Annotated in this window: 16 protein-coding genes and 1 pseudogene; 7 read left to right on the forward strand and 10 right to left on the reverse strand. The window is 44.3% G+C overall.

The window, feature by feature from the left end; all coding sequences use genetic code 11:
* The first annotated feature begins 108 nt into the window (after nt 1-108).
* Complete coding sequence (locus ACZ1GZ_RS18340; protein WP_472666344.1) at nt 109-969, forward strand: tetratricopeptide repeat protein; 861 nt, start codon at nt 109-111, stop codon at nt 967-969.
* 87 nt (nt 970-1,056) lie between these two features.
* On the opposite strand, the gene ACZ1GZ_RS18345 is transcribed toward ACZ1GZ_RS18340, so the two are convergent.
* The 6 genes and pseudogenes from ACZ1GZ_RS18345 to ACZ1GZ_RS18370 all read right to left on the reverse strand — a co-directional run bounded on the left by ACZ1GZ_RS18345 (nt 1,057) and on the right by ACZ1GZ_RS18370 (nt 7,328).
* Nucleotides 1,057-1,290 (reverse strand): aa3-type cytochrome c oxidase subunit IV, encoded by a 234-nt coding sequence (locus ACZ1GZ_RS18345; RefSeq protein WP_472666345.1) that lies wholly within the window; start codon nt 1,288-1,290, stop codon nt 1,057-1,059.
* A gap of 80 nt (nt 1,291-1,370) precedes the next feature.
* Nucleotides 1,371-2,093, reverse strand: a complete 723-nt coding sequence (locus ACZ1GZ_RS18350; RefSeq protein ID WP_472666346.1) for an N-acyl amino acid synthase FeeM domain-containing protein — start codon at nt 2,091-2,093, stop codon at nt 1,371-1,373.
* Between the two features lie 186 nt (nt 2,094-2,279).
* The gene (locus tag ACZ1GZ_RS18355; RefSeq protein WP_472666347.1) at nt 2,280-4,592 is read right to left on the reverse strand and encodes a putative bifunctional diguanylate cyclase/phosphodiesterase; all 2,313 of its coding nucleotides are present in this window, start codon (nt 4,590-4,592) and stop codon (nt 2,280-2,282) included.
* Nucleotides 4,593-4,694: 102 nt separating this feature from the next.
* Nucleotides 4,695-5,657 carry a 2-hydroxyacid dehydrogenase gene (locus ACZ1GZ_RS18360; RefSeq protein ID WP_472666348.1) on the reverse strand — a complete coding sequence of 321 codons (963 nt, stop codon included), beginning with the start codon at nt 5,655-5,657 and terminating at the stop codon, nt 4,695-4,697.
* Nucleotides 5,658-5,694: 37 nt separating this feature from the next.
* Nucleotides 5,695-6,716: pseudogene (locus tag ACZ1GZ_RS18365) on the reverse strand (LacI family DNA-binding transcriptional regulator).
* A gap of 114 nt (nt 6,717-6,830) precedes the next feature.
* Nucleotides 6,831-7,328 (reverse strand): MarR family winged helix-turn-helix transcriptional regulator, encoded by a 498-nt coding sequence (locus ACZ1GZ_RS18370; RefSeq protein ID WP_472666349.1) that lies wholly within the window; start codon nt 7,326-7,328, stop codon nt 6,831-6,833.
* Between the two features lie 77 nt (nt 7,329-7,405).
* Here ACZ1GZ_RS18370 and ACZ1GZ_RS18375 point away from each other — a divergent pair, with 77 nt between their 5' ends.
* The 5 genes from ACZ1GZ_RS18375 to ACZ1GZ_RS18395 all read left to right on the forward strand — a co-directional run bounded on the left by ACZ1GZ_RS18375 (nt 7,406) and on the right by ACZ1GZ_RS18395 (nt 12,119).
* Nucleotides 7,406-8,149, forward strand: coding sequence for a creatininase family protein (locus ACZ1GZ_RS18375; protein ID WP_472666350.1), 744 nt, complete (start codon nt 7,406-7,408; stop codon nt 8,147-8,149).
* Nucleotides 8,150-8,236: 87 nt separating this feature from the next.
* Entirely contained in the window at nt 8,237-9,343 is a 1,107-nt protein-coding gene (locus tag ACZ1GZ_RS18380) for a CobW family GTP-binding protein (RefSeq protein ID WP_472666351.1), read from the forward strand.
* A gap of 3 nt (nt 9,344-9,346) precedes the next feature.
* Nucleotides 9,347-10,336, forward strand: coding sequence for a WD40 repeat domain-containing protein (locus tag ACZ1GZ_RS18385; RefSeq protein ID WP_472666352.1), 990 nt, complete (start codon nt 9,347-9,349; stop codon nt 10,334-10,336).
* A gap of 68 nt (nt 10,337-10,404) precedes the next feature.
* Entirely contained in the window at nt 10,405-11,070 is a 666-nt protein-coding gene (locus ACZ1GZ_RS18390) for a DUF1007 family protein (protein WP_472666353.1), read from the forward strand.
* On the forward strand, nt 11,064-12,119 hold the full coding sequence (locus tag ACZ1GZ_RS18395; protein ID WP_472666354.1) for a nickel/cobalt transporter: 1,056 nt from the start codon (nt 11,064-11,066) through the stop codon (nt 12,117-12,119). Before ACZ1GZ_RS18390 ends, ACZ1GZ_RS18395 begins: the two co-directional genes overlap by 7 nt.
* Before the next feature lie 2 nt (nt 12,120-12,121).
* Here the strand turns inward: ACZ1GZ_RS18395 and ACZ1GZ_RS18400 are convergent, their stop codons facing one another.
* A complete protein-coding gene (locus tag ACZ1GZ_RS18400) occupies nt 12,122-12,349 on the reverse strand; it encodes a hypothetical protein (RefSeq protein WP_472666355.1) in 228 nt (75 codons plus the stop codon).
* A gap of 12 nt (nt 12,350-12,361) precedes the next feature.
* Complete coding sequence (locus tag ACZ1GZ_RS18405) at nt 12,362-13,054, reverse strand: GNAT family N-acetyltransferase (RefSeq protein ID WP_472666356.1); 693 nt, start codon at nt 13,052-13,054, stop codon at nt 12,362-12,364.
* An 84-nt stretch (nt 13,055-13,138) separates the two neighbouring features.
* On the opposite strand from ACZ1GZ_RS18405, the gene ACZ1GZ_RS18410 reads away from it, so the two are divergent.
* Nucleotides 13,139-14,314, forward strand: coding sequence for a pyridoxal phosphate-dependent aminotransferase (locus ACZ1GZ_RS18410; protein ID WP_472666357.1), 1,176 nt, complete (start codon nt 13,139-13,141; stop codon nt 14,312-14,314).
* Nucleotides 14,315-14,465: 151 nt separating this feature from the next.
* Here the strand turns inward: ACZ1GZ_RS18410 and modC are convergent, their stop codons facing one another.
* Together modC and modB are read right to left on the reverse strand one after the other, a co-directional pair.
* Nucleotides 14,466-15,542: a molybdenum ABC transporter ATP-binding protein gene (gene modC, locus ACZ1GZ_RS18415; protein WP_472666358.1), complete on the reverse strand. Its 1,077-nt coding sequence runs from the start codon at nt 15,540-15,542 to the stop codon at nt 14,466-14,468.
* Nucleotides 15,542-16,243 (reverse strand): molybdate ABC transporter permease subunit, encoded by a 702-nt coding sequence (gene modB, locus ACZ1GZ_RS18420; protein ID WP_472668359.1) that lies wholly within the window; start codon nt 16,241-16,243, stop codon nt 15,542-15,544. Before modB ends, modC begins: the two co-directional genes overlap by 1 nt.
* Nucleotides 16,244-16,266 lie beyond the last annotated feature (23 nt).

Genomic DNA, 16,266 nt, shown 5'->3' on the forward strand with positions numbered 1-16,266 from the left:
GATTTCACGACTTATGACTATTGGCGGAGACGAGTTGATCGTCCCCGCTTTTTTTGTGTATGATATGTGCTAAGTTATTGTACTTTCAGCGAGATGTGAGACTTATAAATGAATGTGAAATCTGACCGAATCGAACACCATTCGACGACTTCTAAATTTCGCCAAGCACTTTTAGGGTGCGTTTTGATCTCAACACTTGCGCTAGTGGCCTGTGAAACGACCACAACAAGCTCCGATGTCATTCGTATTGACCGCGAACAAGGTTCTGAACAAAATATCGCTTCACTCACATCTGTTATTGCAGCCAACCCAAATGATCCGGAAGGCTATAACGTACGTGGCTCTGCCTATGGTAAAGCTGGTCAGTTTAATTCTGCATTGGACGATTTTAACAAAGCAATATCAATTAATCCTCGTTTTCATCAGGCTTATGCCAATAGAGCCTTGATTTACCGTAATATCAATCAACCAGTCAAAGCCGCCAATGATTATAATCAGGCGATCCGCATCAACCCGCAATATGATGCGGCTTATATTGGGCGCGGCAATCTATATCGCCAGGCGGGACGAACATCTGAAGCTTTTGCAGACTTCAACAAAGCCATCGACTTAGGAACAGTTGATCCTCGCGCATTTCACAATCGCGGTTTGATTTATCAAATCCGTGGCGAGCATCTCAAGGCCATTGGTGATTTTGCAAGATCAATCGCACTTGCACCTGATTCTCCAGAGCCATTTAATGGCCGCGGTATATCTCAACTTGTTCTTGGTAAAGAAGATGAAGCGCTTGAAGATTTCAATCGCGCTATTAATTTAGATAAAACAGTTGCTGAATCTTGGTCAAACCAAGCATTGGTTTATGAACAACGTGGCGATAAATCACGTGCGAGAAAATCCTACATTCGCGCCATTGCACTAAACCCAAATTATCAGCCTGCCAAAGATGGCTTAGCGCGCGTACGAAACTAATTTCATATTAGTTTTAACCGACAATAAAAAACGCGCGAGCTATCTAGCCCGCACGTTTGAAAAATCTATTTGACTTAAATGTCTAGATTAAAAGATCTTGTTCATAATGTAACGCCCAATAACGAGCAAAACAAAGAACGAGATAAAGCCAGTCAGAAGGCCACCAGAGGTGAAAAACCCAATCGCCATTGCGATCAACAAAGCCACACAAATCAAAGTGCCGTATTTTGTTCCGACCATAAACACGTTATATGTTTTATCGTGCTCAGAGTAATCCATTTCAGCGCCAAGCTCGACTGGACCTGTCTCTTGTTTAGCCATTTCTCGTCTCCAGATTAAATAATATTTGCCAGAGATTTACACAATTCATCTTTACGAGGCAATGCGAAATCGATTGATTTTCACCCATAAAATGATTGAACTTGCGGAATAATCGACAATGGCGGCAATTTTATTTCCGATAAAGGCGCAAACATACGCTTTTGTTCAAATGGTGTTGAGTTAAAAAATGGGTATCGCTTTTTAATCGAAGGTAGTGTTTGCTTGATATGCCCACCATAAATATCAAGATCACAACTTAAATAATCATTCCATTTAGGCTCCGCCAACGGTGTGAAATTCAAAAAGCGCCGATAAAATGCACGATGATTTGCTCTAATAATGGCTAGCAAATGATCAGCTTTATAATATTCAGAAGCCATAAGCGCAGTTCGAATGGTTAGATATGCAAGACCCGGGAATTCCTTAATCAAAACCGGGTCCGCGGCAAATTTAAGTGGATCAATAACGCTCATCCCTGCATCAAGCATCGGCCCCACAACTTCCGGAAACTGCTTCATAGCCAATCCGTCTTGATGTCTTGAAGTCACATGGTGGATCCGCATCGTCACAACCAACTGCTCAAGGTAATAAACACCGATGACATGTGCATTTTCAGCAAAATCTTCGTCATCTATCATGATTGAGTGTTTATCAGGTGCCAGCCCCACAGGCTCATAAGCACGTCGCCTTAACGCGGCCACTTCTTCTAAGTCTTCAATGGATTCAACTCGCCGATATTCAACATCTTCCATCAACGCCATAAGTTTTTGATTAAAACTGCCAACCCGCTGCACGTTTGTCATCACACTACTCCACAAACCAATTTCTGCGGTGGAATATAATGTTAAAATTTTATTAATGATATGATTCAATTGAAAACTATCGATTAAGTTTTCATTAAGGTTAACAAAAGGTTAACGACAAAAGCTCTGACACTAAAATAAGCACATAATTCGCCTATTTATATTAATGATTGTTAGATTATGAGACTATTTTGCCTGTTTAGACTGCGCTGCAGACACATCGCTATTTGTGCGATCAAGCTTTCGCGAGAGCTCACGGATTGCAGATCTTGGCATCGGCATACCAAAAATAAAGCCTTGAATGATGTCCGCGCAATCATTTTCTCGGATAACATTAAGCTGTTCATTTGTCTCGACACCTTCGGTGACAATCTCAAGACCAAGCTCACGAGACATATGAATAATACCACGCAGAAGTTTGAGCTTTTGCTCATCCTCCACAATGTCACGAACAAAAGAGCGATCGATTTTAACTTTGTTCAGCGGCAACTTATCCAAGTAACTTAAGCTTGAATATCCAGTACCAAAATCATCGATTGCGATCGACATTCCCATTTGGCGCATTTCGCGCAACAACATCGCAGCCTTATCTGCTTCATCAACCACCGCACTTTCCGTCACTTCTAAATGCAAGCGTTGCGGCGCCAACCCTGATGCCATTAGTGCTTCAGAGATCACATTAATAATTTGATTATCAACTAGATCATGCGCTGACAGATTGACCGATACAAACATATGTTCAGGCCAATCGGTGCAATCCTGCACAGCGTGTCGGATCATGCTTTGCGTTAATTCACGAACAACGCCAATTTCTTCAGCTAGCGGGATGTAAACACCAGGTGAAATCGGCCCAAGTTTCGGATGATTCCAACGCGACAACGCTTCAGCGCCCACGATTTTTCTGCCATCTGGGGTAAACATCGGTTGATATGCGGCTGAAAGAGAGTTGGTTTTCAAAGCTTCCCGCAGGTCAATCTTTAATTGCTGACGTTCTGCATGCTTCTCATCCATAGTCAGGGCAAACTGAGACCAGTTATTATTACCGTGCTTACGTGCATCACGTTTTGCAATATCGGCACAAACCTGCATTTCTTCCAGCTTAAAGTCCGTTTTATCGCGAACAACTAAACCACCACAGAAACTTACATTTATCTCCATGCCGTCAATTTCATAAACACGGCAAATGTCCTCAAACATGCGTTTCATATGCGATTGAATGACGTCTTCTTTATGGTGCGGGAAAAGCGCTACGAATTCATCGCCGCCAAATCTGGACACCAGAATGCCATGCTGCTTGGCAATATCATTTATCCGACCGGCAACTTTTTGCAACAATGCATCACCAACCAGATACCCTTTTGTTTCATTGATATGTTTGAAATCAATAATATCAAATACTGCAAAACCAACTTTTGATTTCGATGCCGTATTAAGCAATTTATCATGGATAAGCTGGCGAAACCATTCACGGTTTGGTGTATTGGTCAAACCATCATAACGGGCCATGTGCAGGATTTTCTGATCAGCGCGAACTTTATTCGTCACATCCTGGAAAATAATAACGACGCCATCATCATTTTGATGGCGAGCAGTAAACTCAAACAGCTGGTGCGTGTCGATCTCAAGCGTCATACGCGATTTACGACCTGCAATTAAACTTAAAATATCCGATTGAAGAGCTTTACGTTTACCATCAGAAACATTGCCACCCCTTAAAACATAGCGAAGGACGACATCGATTGGCTTGCCTTCAAGCACTGCCGCTTGCGGAATGCCAAGCATTGATTTCGCTTTGTAATTCACAACACGCAATCTCTTGTCTGAATCAATCATAATCAAACCATGAGACATATTATTAATTGCACCGTCTAAACGATCGGCAAGAACAGTACTTCGCTTTTGCGCCATAACACTTGAGTAAAGCACTTCACGCACCCCGTTTGCCAACGAGCGCGTCGATAAGAACACCGGCAACAACAGCAAAGCCAAAACACGCACATAAACATCATCAGATGCAACAAACCCAATCAATACAGGGATACAAACGGCCAAAACCATCATATCAACATTTATTTTTGAGCCAAAATTGCGACCCACAACAGCAACCAAAGTCGCAAATGTGACAGATACGGTGGCCAGCTGCGCAAAACCTGACGTTGTTTGAATAAACGTATAGGCAGTCATGACGCCAAGCAATAAGGTGATGGACACAGCGCCAATAACATAACGCCGTTCCCAACGCTGCGTTTCTGCCAGCGTGATCATTCCTTCATCGGCCTGATCGAACTTATTCATATCAAGCACACGAGCCGCCCAAATAGCGACGATACCTACGGCGAAAAGTAAAAATGCAAACTGGTGTGTATTGAGATAAACGACAAGTGCAACAACGACATGCGAAAGCATTCCGATGAACAGAGTACTTCTTTTTGTGTACAGCGACCTAACAAATGATAGCCGGACATCTGATGTCACATCATTGTTATCATTTACTTGCATTAGCTAGTTTCCAACTCAACTAAATGCAAATTAAAACAACTGGACTAAAAAAAGGGTTAAAATTCCAGAGATTTAGCTAATATTTTACACCATTATAATCTACTATTTTATACTGATGTGTAGGGTTTCAGGCACCGGTGATATAGGTGCGTTACCAGCAAACCAATTGACTAAGTTGTCAACTTGCAAGTCGCCCATCGCATTGCGCGTATGCACTGATGCAGAGGCAACATGCGGCAACATTGAAACATTGTCGAGCGCAAAAAACTCACTGCGCGGGTCAGGTTCATTTTCAAACACGTCTAAGCCCGCTGCCGCTATGGTCTTGTCCTTAAGAGCTTTGATTAAGGCGTCTTCATCAGCGACAGACCCGCGACCAACATTAATAAATACCCCATTTGACCCCAAAGCCTGTAATATCTCAGCATTAATGGATTTTGTTGTCGCTTGAGTTCCCGGCACAATCGAAACCAACGTATCAACGGCTTTCGCCATACCCAACAATGATGCATGATACTGGTAAGAAAACCCATTTTTCTCGGATCGGGTATGATAATGAATTTCAACGCCAAAGCCTTCAAGACGCTTGGCAATTTCTTGACCAATTCGCCCCAAACCATAAATCCCAACGATACGATTACGCATCGTAAGTGGGGTGAGCGGATAATTACCCTTAGCCACCCAATCACCCTTGCGAATATGTTCTTCTGCTTTTGGAAGCTCACGCAAGGTATTCAACAAAAGACCAATCGTAGTATCTGCAACTTCTTCACTTAAAACATCGGGTGTATTACAAACCATTACATTGTTCTGTCCTGCAAATTGAGCATCGATCACATCATACCCAACACCGAAATGTGCAATGATCTCCAATGATGGCAAACCTTTAATAAAGTCATTTGGCAAATGAATTGCAGAGGCGATACCCCGGATTTGCTTTTTTTGTTCATCGCTTAACAAGCCCAGCTCTGCACCTTCAATCCGCAGCATTTGAAAATCAGCACTGACACGCTGAACCACATGTTCATAAATTGAACCTGGAATAAGAACTACAGGCTTTGTCATTTTACACCCCAATGAGACTTGTTAGATAATAAGTAAATTATGTGCGCGGCACCATCGGCGCGGTAGATTGGCGGATACGCATTTCTGGCTTAATCAGATGCAGTCCGTTCACCTCATCAGAACCTGACAGACGATCCAACAATGCGCGCGGCGGCGCCGCCCTACCATTGATTGGCCATTCCAAACAGTAGTAAGCGCTGGCATAGAAATCGACGCCTCTATCAAATCATCATAACCGGTAACTGAAATGTCTTTGCCCGGAATAAGTCCAGCACGGTATATCCCGTTGATCAATCCGATTGCGACAAGATCATTCCAACAAACAGCCGCCGTAGGTTTTTGAGGCATGGAAAGAAAGTTCACCGCGGCTTCAAAACCTTCCTGCTTTGTGCGGGGTCCAGATACTCGCAATTGTGGGTCGACATCCAAACCGGCTTTTTTAAGTGCCTCAACATAGCCTCTATACCTATCTCGACCTGTTGAGGTATTGTCAGCACCACCAACAAAGGCAATGGATTTATGCCCAAGCCCGATCAAATGGTTGGTCGCAAGCGCGATTCCATACGCATCATCACCTCGATATGTGGGAACATCAAGATCCGGCACCGAACGTGCAATTAAAACTGCTGGCATGCCATTATCTTCTGCAAGTTTGATATCACGCGAAGGCGTATCGATTGCAGGTGACATGATCACACCATCTGCACCTAATTGCAGCAGAGTTTCCAGAAAATCACGCTGTTTTTGCACTGAATCATAGTGGTTTGATAAAATGAAAGTCTGACGACTGCGATCAAGTTCACTTTCAATCGCCTTCAAAATCTCAGCGTAAAACGGGTTCATGATATCATGCACCACAACGCCAACGATCCCAGATCGCGAGGTTCTTAAGCTTGCAGCTCGGCGGTTGTAGATATAGCCCATATCCAAGGCTGCATCTTTAATCTTTTGTCGCGTGTCTTCCGCAACAAGCGGGCTGTCCCTTAACGCCAATGAAACGGTCGCAGTTGATACGCCTAATTGATCCGCGATCGTCGATAGTTTTACTTTTTGCGCCAACTCAGACCCTTCCCCCAAAACACTAAATTTTCAACGATTTGAAAATTCTAGCGCTCTGCTTTCAATAATTTAGAAAAATATTTAAATTATTTAAATTGCTTTTGCAAATTTTCTCTAATCAATTTGATCGAAATTGCTCAGAATACGGTTCAATTGCTTGGAAAGCTCTGCTTTTTCAGCTTTTGAGAAGGACTTCAGGACTTTTTTCTGCCATTTGCGCTGTTCCTTTTTAATGCTCTTGACCATTGAATAGCCGACATTGGAAAGGAAAATATTGGCACGGCGTCGATCAGATTTATCGACCCTGCGCACCAAAACACCACGTGCAGTGAGCCTGGCGATAGATTTGGCGACAGTTGGCGGCGACACGTTCAATTTTTCAGCAATCTGCGAGGGAGTTAATCCATCCTGATCACGGAGCAACAAAATGATCCGTTCTTGGCCACCGAACAACCCCAGCTTCTGAAGTTTTTCCGATAAGGAAGCGCGAGAGGATCTGTGGATATCACCAAGTAGATGAATAATGGTTGCATTAGAGCCGGGTTTTTTTGCCTTGTTTTTCTTGCCAACTGCTTTTTGGCTTTTTGGCTTTTTCATTTCAGTTTGAACCAATTGAAACTCCACAAGACTAACAAACTACATTACAATCCCAGCTTGATCATAACATCCATTTCATGGCAGGACAAAGCATGAATAATGAACCTGACCAAACTATTGCAGTGTTACCCTTGGGCGCATGGGAACAACATGGACCCCACCTACCACTGCAAACCGATACGATCATAGCATCGGAATTCGCTTCAAGGCTAGAGAAGCATGCATTCTCGGTTAAGATTAACGTTTTACCCACCGAGGAAGTTGGCTATTCGGTTGAGCATTTAGACTTCGATGGTTCAAAATCCCTCACCTATGATGAAGCAATTTCAAACTGGCTCGCGATCATCGAAGAACAAATTGACCTCGGCCATCGCAAATTTCTGTTGCTCAATGCCCATGGCGGCAACTCTCCTCTTTTAACCATTGTCGCAACAGAAGCTCGAGTAAGATGGAATGTTCTGGTCGTTGTAACGCATTGGACGAGGTTCGGACTTCCTGAACATCTTCAATCAACCATCGACAAATCTATTGATATTCATGCAGGTGAAATTGAAACATCAATCATGATGGCCATCGCACCAGATTTGGTCGACATGAAAAAAGCTCATGACTATGGATCAAACCAAAGTGCATATATCGAAAAATTCAAACATCTACGGGCTTATGGACAGCATTCATTCGGTTGGAAAATGCAGGATCTTAACGAGCAAGGGGTTGTTGGTTTTGTAACAAGGGCAAAACCCGAAAAGGGGCAACAAATCCTTGATCACGCATTTTTAGGTATCTGCGAATTGATTGAGGATATGATTAGGTTCGATATCAACAAACTTAATTAGAAATTCCAACAGATTTTAAATTTCTTTTATAGAAAAACAGCGCCAACTTACTTATATCCATGCGATACGCATTTGATCGAGGCCATCATGAATATCCAAGCGACAACACCAATCCCAGTAACTGTTCTAACAGGTTACCTTGGTGCGGGAAAAACTACATTGTTAAACCGTATCCTAACTGAGGATCACGGCAAGAAATACGCCGTCATCGTTAATGAGTTTGGTGAAATTGGCATCGATAATGATCTGATCGTTGAATCTGACGAAGAAATTTACGAAATGAACAATGGCTGTGTTTGCTGCACCGTTCGCGGCGATCTTATCAGAGTTGTTCAGGGGTTGACGCGTCGCGCAGGTCGCTTTGATGCAATCATTGTGGAAACAACAGGATTGGCAGATCCTGTGCCTGTTGCACAGACTTTTTTCATGGATGATGATGTAAGAGCGAAAACACAGCTCGATGCGGTGATCGCACTTGTTGACGCAAAACACCTCCCACTGCGTTTAAAAGATTCCCCAGAAGCAGAAGATCAAATTGCCTTTGCTGACGTTGTATTGGTCAACAAATCAGACTTGGTATCGGAAGACGAACTCTCAGCAATTGAAACAACTGTTCGCAAGATCAATCCATCTGCGCATATCCATCGCACAGAAAGATCAGGCGTTGATCTTGATAAAATTCTCGACCGTGGTGCCTTTGATCTTGCTCGTGCGATTGAAACAGATCCGCATTTTCTAGACCATGGACATCCAGACCACGAATGCGGACCAGATTGCGATCATCATGATCATAGTCACGAACACGGGCATGAGTGCGGTCCTGATTGCGATCATGACCACCATCACCATCATGATCATCATGACCATGGGGATCATAAATTATCCGCCGATAAACATGACACCAGCGTGAAATCTATATCCTTACGTGCGGGGTTGCTTGATCCTAAAAAGTTTTTCCCGTGGATCCAGAAAACCACACAAATTGACGGACCGAATATCCTTCGTCTTAAAGGCATCATCGCGTTAGAGGATGATGATGATCGTTATGTGGTACAAGGCATTCATATGATCGTTGAAGGTGACCACAATCGCCCATGGAAAGAAGATGAAAAACGTGAAAGCCGCATTGTTTTCATCGGACGCGACTTAGATGCTGAAAAGCTTGAAAGAACTTTCAAAGCCTGTGAGGCTTAATTTATGCCGACACTTGCACCATTAAATCTTGATGATCATTGCGTCTCAGCACGTTTTATCAATGATGTGCCGTTTTTCGCGCTTGCATCTGGTGAAGTTCACCGTCTGGATCACGGACATCATAAAGCTGGGCAACATGATGGATTATTATGCGCAACAATCTCACAAGATGGTCAATCACTCATCTCAGCGGGTGAAGATGGAACCGTTATGTCGCTTGCGCCAGACGGCACATCCAATGAGCTTGCGACAATGGGCAATAAATGGATCAACGCGCTTGGCACTGGTCCTCAAAATGCAGTTGGTTTTGCTTCCGGAAGAAAAGCTCAAATCCGCCTGAAAGATGGCACCATCCGCGAGTTTGAAGAGGAACGAAGTATTGAAGGCATTGCTTTTGCACCCAAAGGCATGCGTGTTGCATTTGCGCGTTATAATGGCGTTTCACTTCATTGGGTCAACAATCAAACACCAGCAGTGAACCTTGTTTGGAACGGCGCGCATATCGATGTGACATTTTCCCCCGATGGGCGATTTTTGGTAACCTCTATGCAAGAAAATGCGCTGCACGGATGGAAACTCGATGGCAAGGCCGGCGATGAAGATCGCCACATGCGTATGACAGGTTATCCTGCAAAAGTGAAATCCATGTCTTGGTCAGCAAAAGGCAAATGGCTTGCATCATCGGGTGCATCCGCTGCGATCATCTGGCCATTTTCCGGCAAAGATGGCCCCATGGGCAAAGCACCTTTGGAACTTGGTACACGCGGCGATGTAATGGTAACATCTGTTGACTGCCACCCAACTGAAGATGTTGTTGCAATTGGATATTCCGATGGCATGATCATCGCAGCACGCTTTGCTGACAACAAAGAAGCATTGTTAAGACGCGGTGGAAGCTCGGCAATATCCAGCATGGGATGGAATAAAGATGGACGATTACTTGCATTCGGATCCGAAAGTGGCGAATGTGGTGTAATTGATATTGCTGGCTAACAAACGTCAGAATTTTGACTCATTCTTATGAGACTTATTTCGAATATAAAAAGGGCTATTTGTAAATCATGTTCTCAAAGCGAATTCTAAATTTGTTGTTAGCCGCTGGTTTATGCTCAACCGGTCCATTTCTCAGCGCCAATTCAGCTAAAGCCCACCCGCATGTGTTTGCAGAAGCAAATTTGGAGCTACTCTCAAACGATGACGGCGGCCTTGAAGAAATACGGCATGTCTGGCGCTTTGATGAGTTCTTTTCCGCCAGCGTATTGATCGATTTTGATGCAAACAGCAATTTAAAACTCGACCCTGAAGAGTTGAAAGAAATTGGCGATGTCGTCCACAAATCTTTGGCAGAATTTGGCTATTACACCGAACTCGTTGTGGATGGACAATCTGTCAGCGTAGCTCCGCCTGATGCAATTATCGCTGATTATGTCGATGACCAATTGTTGATGTTTTTTGCAATGTCACCTGCACATCCGCTAAAGCTTGAGGGCAAAATATCCGTCGGTGTTTTTGATCCTACCTTTTACGCTTCAATAGACTTTCTTAACGACACAGATTTGAAGTTCACCGGTCCATTTGCTGATCAGTGCCAAAAATCAGTATTACGCCCAGACCCAGATGAAGTGCTCGCGCAAAATCAGGGAAGTTTGACTGACGCATTTTATGACGATCAGGAAGATAACGACATTTCAAAATTGTTCGCCACTCGCCTTGAGGTATCATGTTAAAGCTTCCACAAAAGCTAATTCTCGCTAGTATCTTTATCGCAGTTCTCATCTCCACAGCTCTTGCACAATCCTCGCTCGGGATTGGTACGAACGAAACTCAAATTGTTGTGCAAGGCCCTTTTGCAAAACTTTGGGCAACAATTAACACCTATCAGCAACAGTTTTATCGTGCGCTAACCACAGCACTAAGCGAGATGAAAACCGAACCCACAAAGCTCTGGCTTCTTGTTGGAATGTCTTTTGCGTATGGGGTATTTCATGCGGCAGGTCCAGGTCATGGTAAGGCCGTGATTTCCTCTTACATGATTGCAAATGAAGTTGAGCTAAAACGCGGCGTCACCCTCTCCTTCATGTCTGCTTTTATGCAAGGTTTAACAGCCATAATCGTGGTGGGAGCAGTTTATTTTGTCCTACGCGGAACTGCAATTTCGATGAACGATGCAACTTGGGTGCTCGAAGCTGCAAGCTATGTGCTCATCATATTGTTTGGTTGCTGGCTTTTGTGGAAGAAACTCAAAGCCTGGTTTGCACCGAAATCCCGTGAGCATCACGATCATGGACATGATAGCGGGCACGATCACCACAATCATAATCATGTGCACGACCACGAGCATGGGTACGATCACGGGCATACGCATAGCCATGATCATAGTCATGATCATTTATCCCCGGGTGAAACCTGTTCGTCTTGCGGGCATGCACATATGCCAGATCCTAAGTCCTTATCGGGTGATCTAACGCTCAAACAAGCATGGTCAGCGGTTATAGCGGTTGGGCTAAGACCATGTTCGGGTGCGGTTATCGTGTTGTCATTTGCTTTGCTGCATAATCTTTATCTCGGCGGCATATTATCAGTTTTCGCAATGTCTATTGGGACCGCGATCACAGTATCAATTCTGGCGACACTCGCCGTGACCGCAAAAAACACAGCCGTACGATTTGCCAATAGCGATCGTGCCGCCATGCGCATTGGCAGCATCATCGAAGTGTTTGGCGCAGTTTTAATAATTATACTTGGTGTTTTGCTTTTGGGAGCAGTTCTTAGCTAAAACTATTGTGATTGATTTTGCTGATCACGCTTTTTCTGAAACTTGCTGCGTACCCAGAATATTCCGAAAAACGCCAGCACAAATAATGCGGCCACGATGTAAGCCAACCACACAGAAATATCTGAGAGCCAACCAAGCAGCGGTGGCATGAAGAAATAACTGGACGCAACGAACAACATAATAACGGCAGCTGCAATTGCTGCAGATTTTGTTTCAGATTTCTCACTCATGTTGATCATGCCTTATTTAGCAGTTTGAATAGTCTCTCTCATATCTTCTAGCCGCTTAATCTGCAAATCATTTTCGTCAAAATTCTCATCTGATAACCATGCCTGCATCGCGGAGCTAATCATCGGCCAATCCTGATCAATCATCGCATACCAGGCCGTATCCCTATTCTTACCTTTCGCAACGATGTGCTGACGGAAAACACCCTCGAAGGTAAATCCATATCGCTGTGCTGCTTTGTGAGAAGGCATGTTTTCATTATTAAGCTTCCACTCATAACGGCGATACCCCAGATCATCAAAAACATGTTTTGCCATTAGATAATGAACCTCTGTCGCAATTTTACTTCGCGCCATTTGAGGTCCGTGGGCTACCGCACCCACCTCCGCAACACCATTGTTTTGATCAATACGCATATAACTTGCCATACCGAGTATTTCACTATTCTCCGCATCGCAAAAAACCATGGTTCGATAAGCACCATTATCATTCATCTCACCCAGCCAAGCACCAAATTGATCTGCGCGTTCATAAGGGCCATTTGGGAAATACGTCATGAGCTCGTTCGCTAAAGGATATCCGCCCAAGGCCTGCCATAACGCCTCTTGATGTTCTTCACGAGAAAAAGGGACGACCTTTGAAAACCTGCCTTGCAAAACACAAACACCTGGACGTTTTCTTGGAGTCCAATTAGATAAATCACTCATTTTGGGAATACTCATTTGTTTTAAGTGTAAAATTTAGGCATAACGTAAAAATGATTGATGCGAAATTTGCGGGAGAATGGCAAGGTGTTAAAAACAGTTTCTGGGTTTGATCGAATTGGTGAAGAAAATGCATTTGCGGTGTTGGCACGTGCGACCAAACTCGCACAAGGCGGCATGGATGTTATCAATTTAGGAATTGGACAACCGGACTTTAAAACACCCGACCATATTGTCGAAGCGGCGATTAAAGCGCTCAAGGACGGTCACCACGGCTATACCCCTGCCAACGGCATTTTAGAAACTCGCGAGGCTGTGGTTCGCCGCACATTGTCACTCACTGGCACCGAGGTTTCCCCCGAAAACGTCATGATCATGCCAGGCGGCAAGCCAACGATGTTTGCAGCCATTACAATGTTTGGTGAGCCTGGCACAGAAATTATGTATCCAGATCCCGGCTTTCCGATCTATCGTTCAATGATTGAATATACAGGCGCTACACCCATTCCTGTTCCAATCCGCGAAGAAAACGGCTTTGCATTTTCTGCTGAAGAAACGTTAGCGTTAATCACGCCAAAAACACGGCTTTTAATCATCAATTCACCAGCTAATCCCACTGGTGGTGTGACGCCAAAATCTGAGATTGAAAAACTCGTTAAAGGGTTAGAAGCCCATCCGCATGTCGCGATCATGTCAGATGAGATCTACGATGTGATGACGTATGATGGTGAGACGCACACTTCGATGCTGCAATACCCTGAAATTCGAGACCGATTGATCGTCCTCAACGGCTGGTCAAAAACATGGGCAATGACAGGATGGCGCATGGGTTGGTCCATTTGGCCCGATGGTTTGATCGAATTGGTGCGCAAACTTGCGGTTAACTGCTGGTCTTGCGTTAATGCACCTAGCCAATTTGCCGGCATTGCCGCAATCGATGGCCCGCAAGATGATGTCGCGCATATGATGAAAGCTTTTGATCAGCGCAGGACCCGCGTTGTCGAGTTAGCTAACGCATTACCAAATGTAAGCTGTACCGTACCAAAGGGCGCGTTCTATGCATTTCCAAATGTGAAAAATACTGGCCGCAAAGCCAAGGAACTCGCATCTGATCTTTTAGAAAAAGAGGGTGTTGCGCTCATTGGAGGCCCGGATTTCGGTATTCTTGGTGAAGGTTATATCCGCATATCCTACGCAAACTCGCTTGAAAACATTGAAAATGCGATGAAACGCGTTGATAGATATCTGTCAGAAAATAGCTAAAAAAAACGGGCGACTTCATCAAAGTCGCCCAAGGATACATGCTTAATCTGGGAGGAGAAAATCAACATGATGGGTTTAGTATGTGGAAATATAGTTAACAGTTTGTTAACTTCTTAAGCCAAGAACACCCCTGTAAGTTTTCACTAACAAATCACGCCAGCGCAACCGACTTAATAAGCGCAAAAATCGACTTTCCGCGTTCAAGTTTTAACTCATCAAAGGATTTTTTGGTAATCCGTGAGAAAAGCGTTTGTCCTGACATATCGCATTTGATTAACATATGTGCGTTATCGCTTACACTTATGTCTTCCACGATAACGGGCAGGCAATTCTGCAGGCTGGTGCCAAGGGGTTGCTTAAGAGCTAGTGCAACGTCTCGTGCATGCACCATCAATCGCAGCTCTCCCACATCTACACTATCCTCTAGATGAATTCGGATAGATATTCCTGATGCTTTTTGGTCAACAGAAAGAACGGTAAGCCCATATTCATGCTCAAATCCGGTGACTTTTGCATCTATAATGGCAGATTGGTTTCTTTCACCCAGCATATCCTGCATCAAATTGCCGGCAAAAACATTACGAACATTGCCCGCTTCAACCACACGCCCCTTATCAATCAAGACCAGATGTTCTGCGAGTTGGTGCACATCTAGAGGATCATGTGAGACGAGGATCATTGGAATGTTAAACTCATCCCGAATGGCTTTCAAAAATGGCAAAAGCGCTCGTTTTCGTTCGAGATCAAGCGAAGCCAATGGTTCATCGAGTAATAGAAGACTTGGATTGGACAAAAGCGCCCGACCAATTGCAACGCGCTGTCTTTCCCCGCCTGAGAGATTTAGCGGTTTACGCTCCAATAGATGTGCCAATCCGAGCAAATCAACCACGCGTGAGAACTCAAGTTTAGCTTTCCGACCACCTGCCCAATTGGCATAGGTTAGGTTTGCTTTCACATCATAGTGCGGGAATAAACGCGCGTCTTGAAAGACCATCCCAAGCTCGCGTTTATGTGCAGGCAAATCGATGTGAGAAGCAGAGTTAAACAGGGTGTGATCATTAAGAATAATTGTACCGCTGTCTGGTTTTTCAAGTCCAGCGATGAGCTTAAGCACTGTAGATTTACCAGCGCCCGATCTGCCAAATAATGCGATGACCGATGCATCCGATTGAAAGCTCACATCCAGATCAAAGCCCTGGAACTGCTTTTTAACATCAACATCTAACATCACAATCGCGCCTTTTTAATAAGGTGCGCAGAAACCATTTCCGATAACAACACCGCTCCCAGCGCTATGGCAATAGAAATGAGCATCAGCGTGAACGCTGCATGATCACCATTTGGGCTTTGCAAGAAAGAATAAATCGCCAAAGACAGTGTCTGGGTTTCATCTGGAATGTTGGAGACAAAGGTGATGGTCGCGCCAAATTCACCCAATGATTTCGCAAATCCTAACACACCCCCCGCGATAATCCCTGGCAATGATAATGGCAGATAAACAGTCCGAAATCTTATCCATTTTGAAGCACCTAATGTGCTGGCAGCATCGACAATACCTTGATCAATTGCCTCTATAGAAAGCCGCATGGGGCGCACCAACAAGGGGAACGCCATTAAGCCGGCGGCAAGCGCAGCACCGCTCCATTTAAACGCAAATTCAATCCCGATGCCTGACAGAAATTGACCAACTTCGCCTTTACTGCCAAAAACCAATAAAAGCAGATAGCCCGTAACAACAGGGGGCATAACAAGTGGCGTCATCACAAGGGCTTGCAATAGCGCTTTGCCAGTAAATTCATATCGAGCGAGCAGAAACGCGACACCATAAGCAAGCGGTACGGCAAATAACATTGCAACGAGTGCCACCTGTAGTGACAACCAAATGATCGGCCATAAGCTGGGGTTCGGGAAATCAGATTTTTCATCCAACTCACTTTCCGAAACTAAATCCG

Source organism: Lentilitoribacter sp. JB5-8, assembly GCF_055693385.1.

What these genes read in the sequence shown, in the direction of transcription:
- ACZ1GZ_RS18340 (WP_472666344.1), top strand. Translation starts at nt 109, where the DNA reads ATGAATGTGAAATCTGACCGAATCGAACACCATTCGACGACTTCTAAA.
- ACZ1GZ_RS18345 (WP_472666345.1), bottom strand. Translation starts at nt 1,290, where the DNA reads ATGGCTAAACAAGAGACAGGTCCAGTCGAGCTTGGCGCTGAAATGGAT.
- ACZ1GZ_RS18350 (WP_472666346.1), bottom strand. Translation starts at nt 2,093, where the DNA reads ATGACAAACGTGCAGCGGGTTGGCAGTTTTAATCAAAAACTTATGGCG.
- ACZ1GZ_RS18355 (WP_472666347.1), bottom strand. Translation starts at nt 4,592, where the DNA reads ATGCAAGTAAATGATAACAATGATGTGACATCAGATGTCCGGCTATCA.
- ACZ1GZ_RS18360 (WP_472666348.1), bottom strand. Translation starts at nt 5,657, where the DNA reads ATGACAAAGCCTGTAGTTCTTATTCCAGGTTCAATTTATGAACATGTG.
- ACZ1GZ_RS18375 (WP_472666350.1), top strand. Translation starts at nt 7,406, where the DNA reads ATGAATAATGAACCTGACCAAACTATTGCAGTGTTACCCTTGGGCGCA.
- ACZ1GZ_RS18380 (WP_472666351.1), top strand. Translation starts at nt 8,237, where the DNA reads ATGAATATCCAAGCGACAACACCAATCCCAGTAACTGTTCTAACAGGT.
- ACZ1GZ_RS18385 (WP_472666352.1), top strand. Translation starts at nt 9,347, where the DNA reads ATGCCGACACTTGCACCATTAAATCTTGATGATCATTGCGTCTCAGCA.
- ACZ1GZ_RS18390 (WP_472666353.1), top strand. Translation starts at nt 10,405, where the DNA reads ATGTTCTCAAAGCGAATTCTAAATTTGTTGTTAGCCGCTGGTTTATGC.
- ACZ1GZ_RS18395 (WP_472666354.1), top strand. Translation starts at nt 11,064, where the DNA reads ATGTTAAAGCTTCCACAAAAGCTAATTCTCGCTAGTATCTTTATCGCA.
- ACZ1GZ_RS18400 (WP_472666355.1), bottom strand. Translation starts at nt 12,349, where the DNA reads ATGAGTGAGAAATCTGAAACAAAATCTGCAGCAATTGCAGCTGCCGTT.
- ACZ1GZ_RS18405 (WP_472666356.1), bottom strand. Translation starts at nt 13,054, where the DNA reads ATGAGTGATTTATCTAATTGGACTCCAAGAAAACGTCCAGGTGTTTGT.
- modC (WP_472666358.1), bottom strand. Translation starts at nt 15,542, where the DNA reads ATGTTAGATGTTGATGTTAAAAAGCAGTTCCAGGGCTTTGATCTGGAT.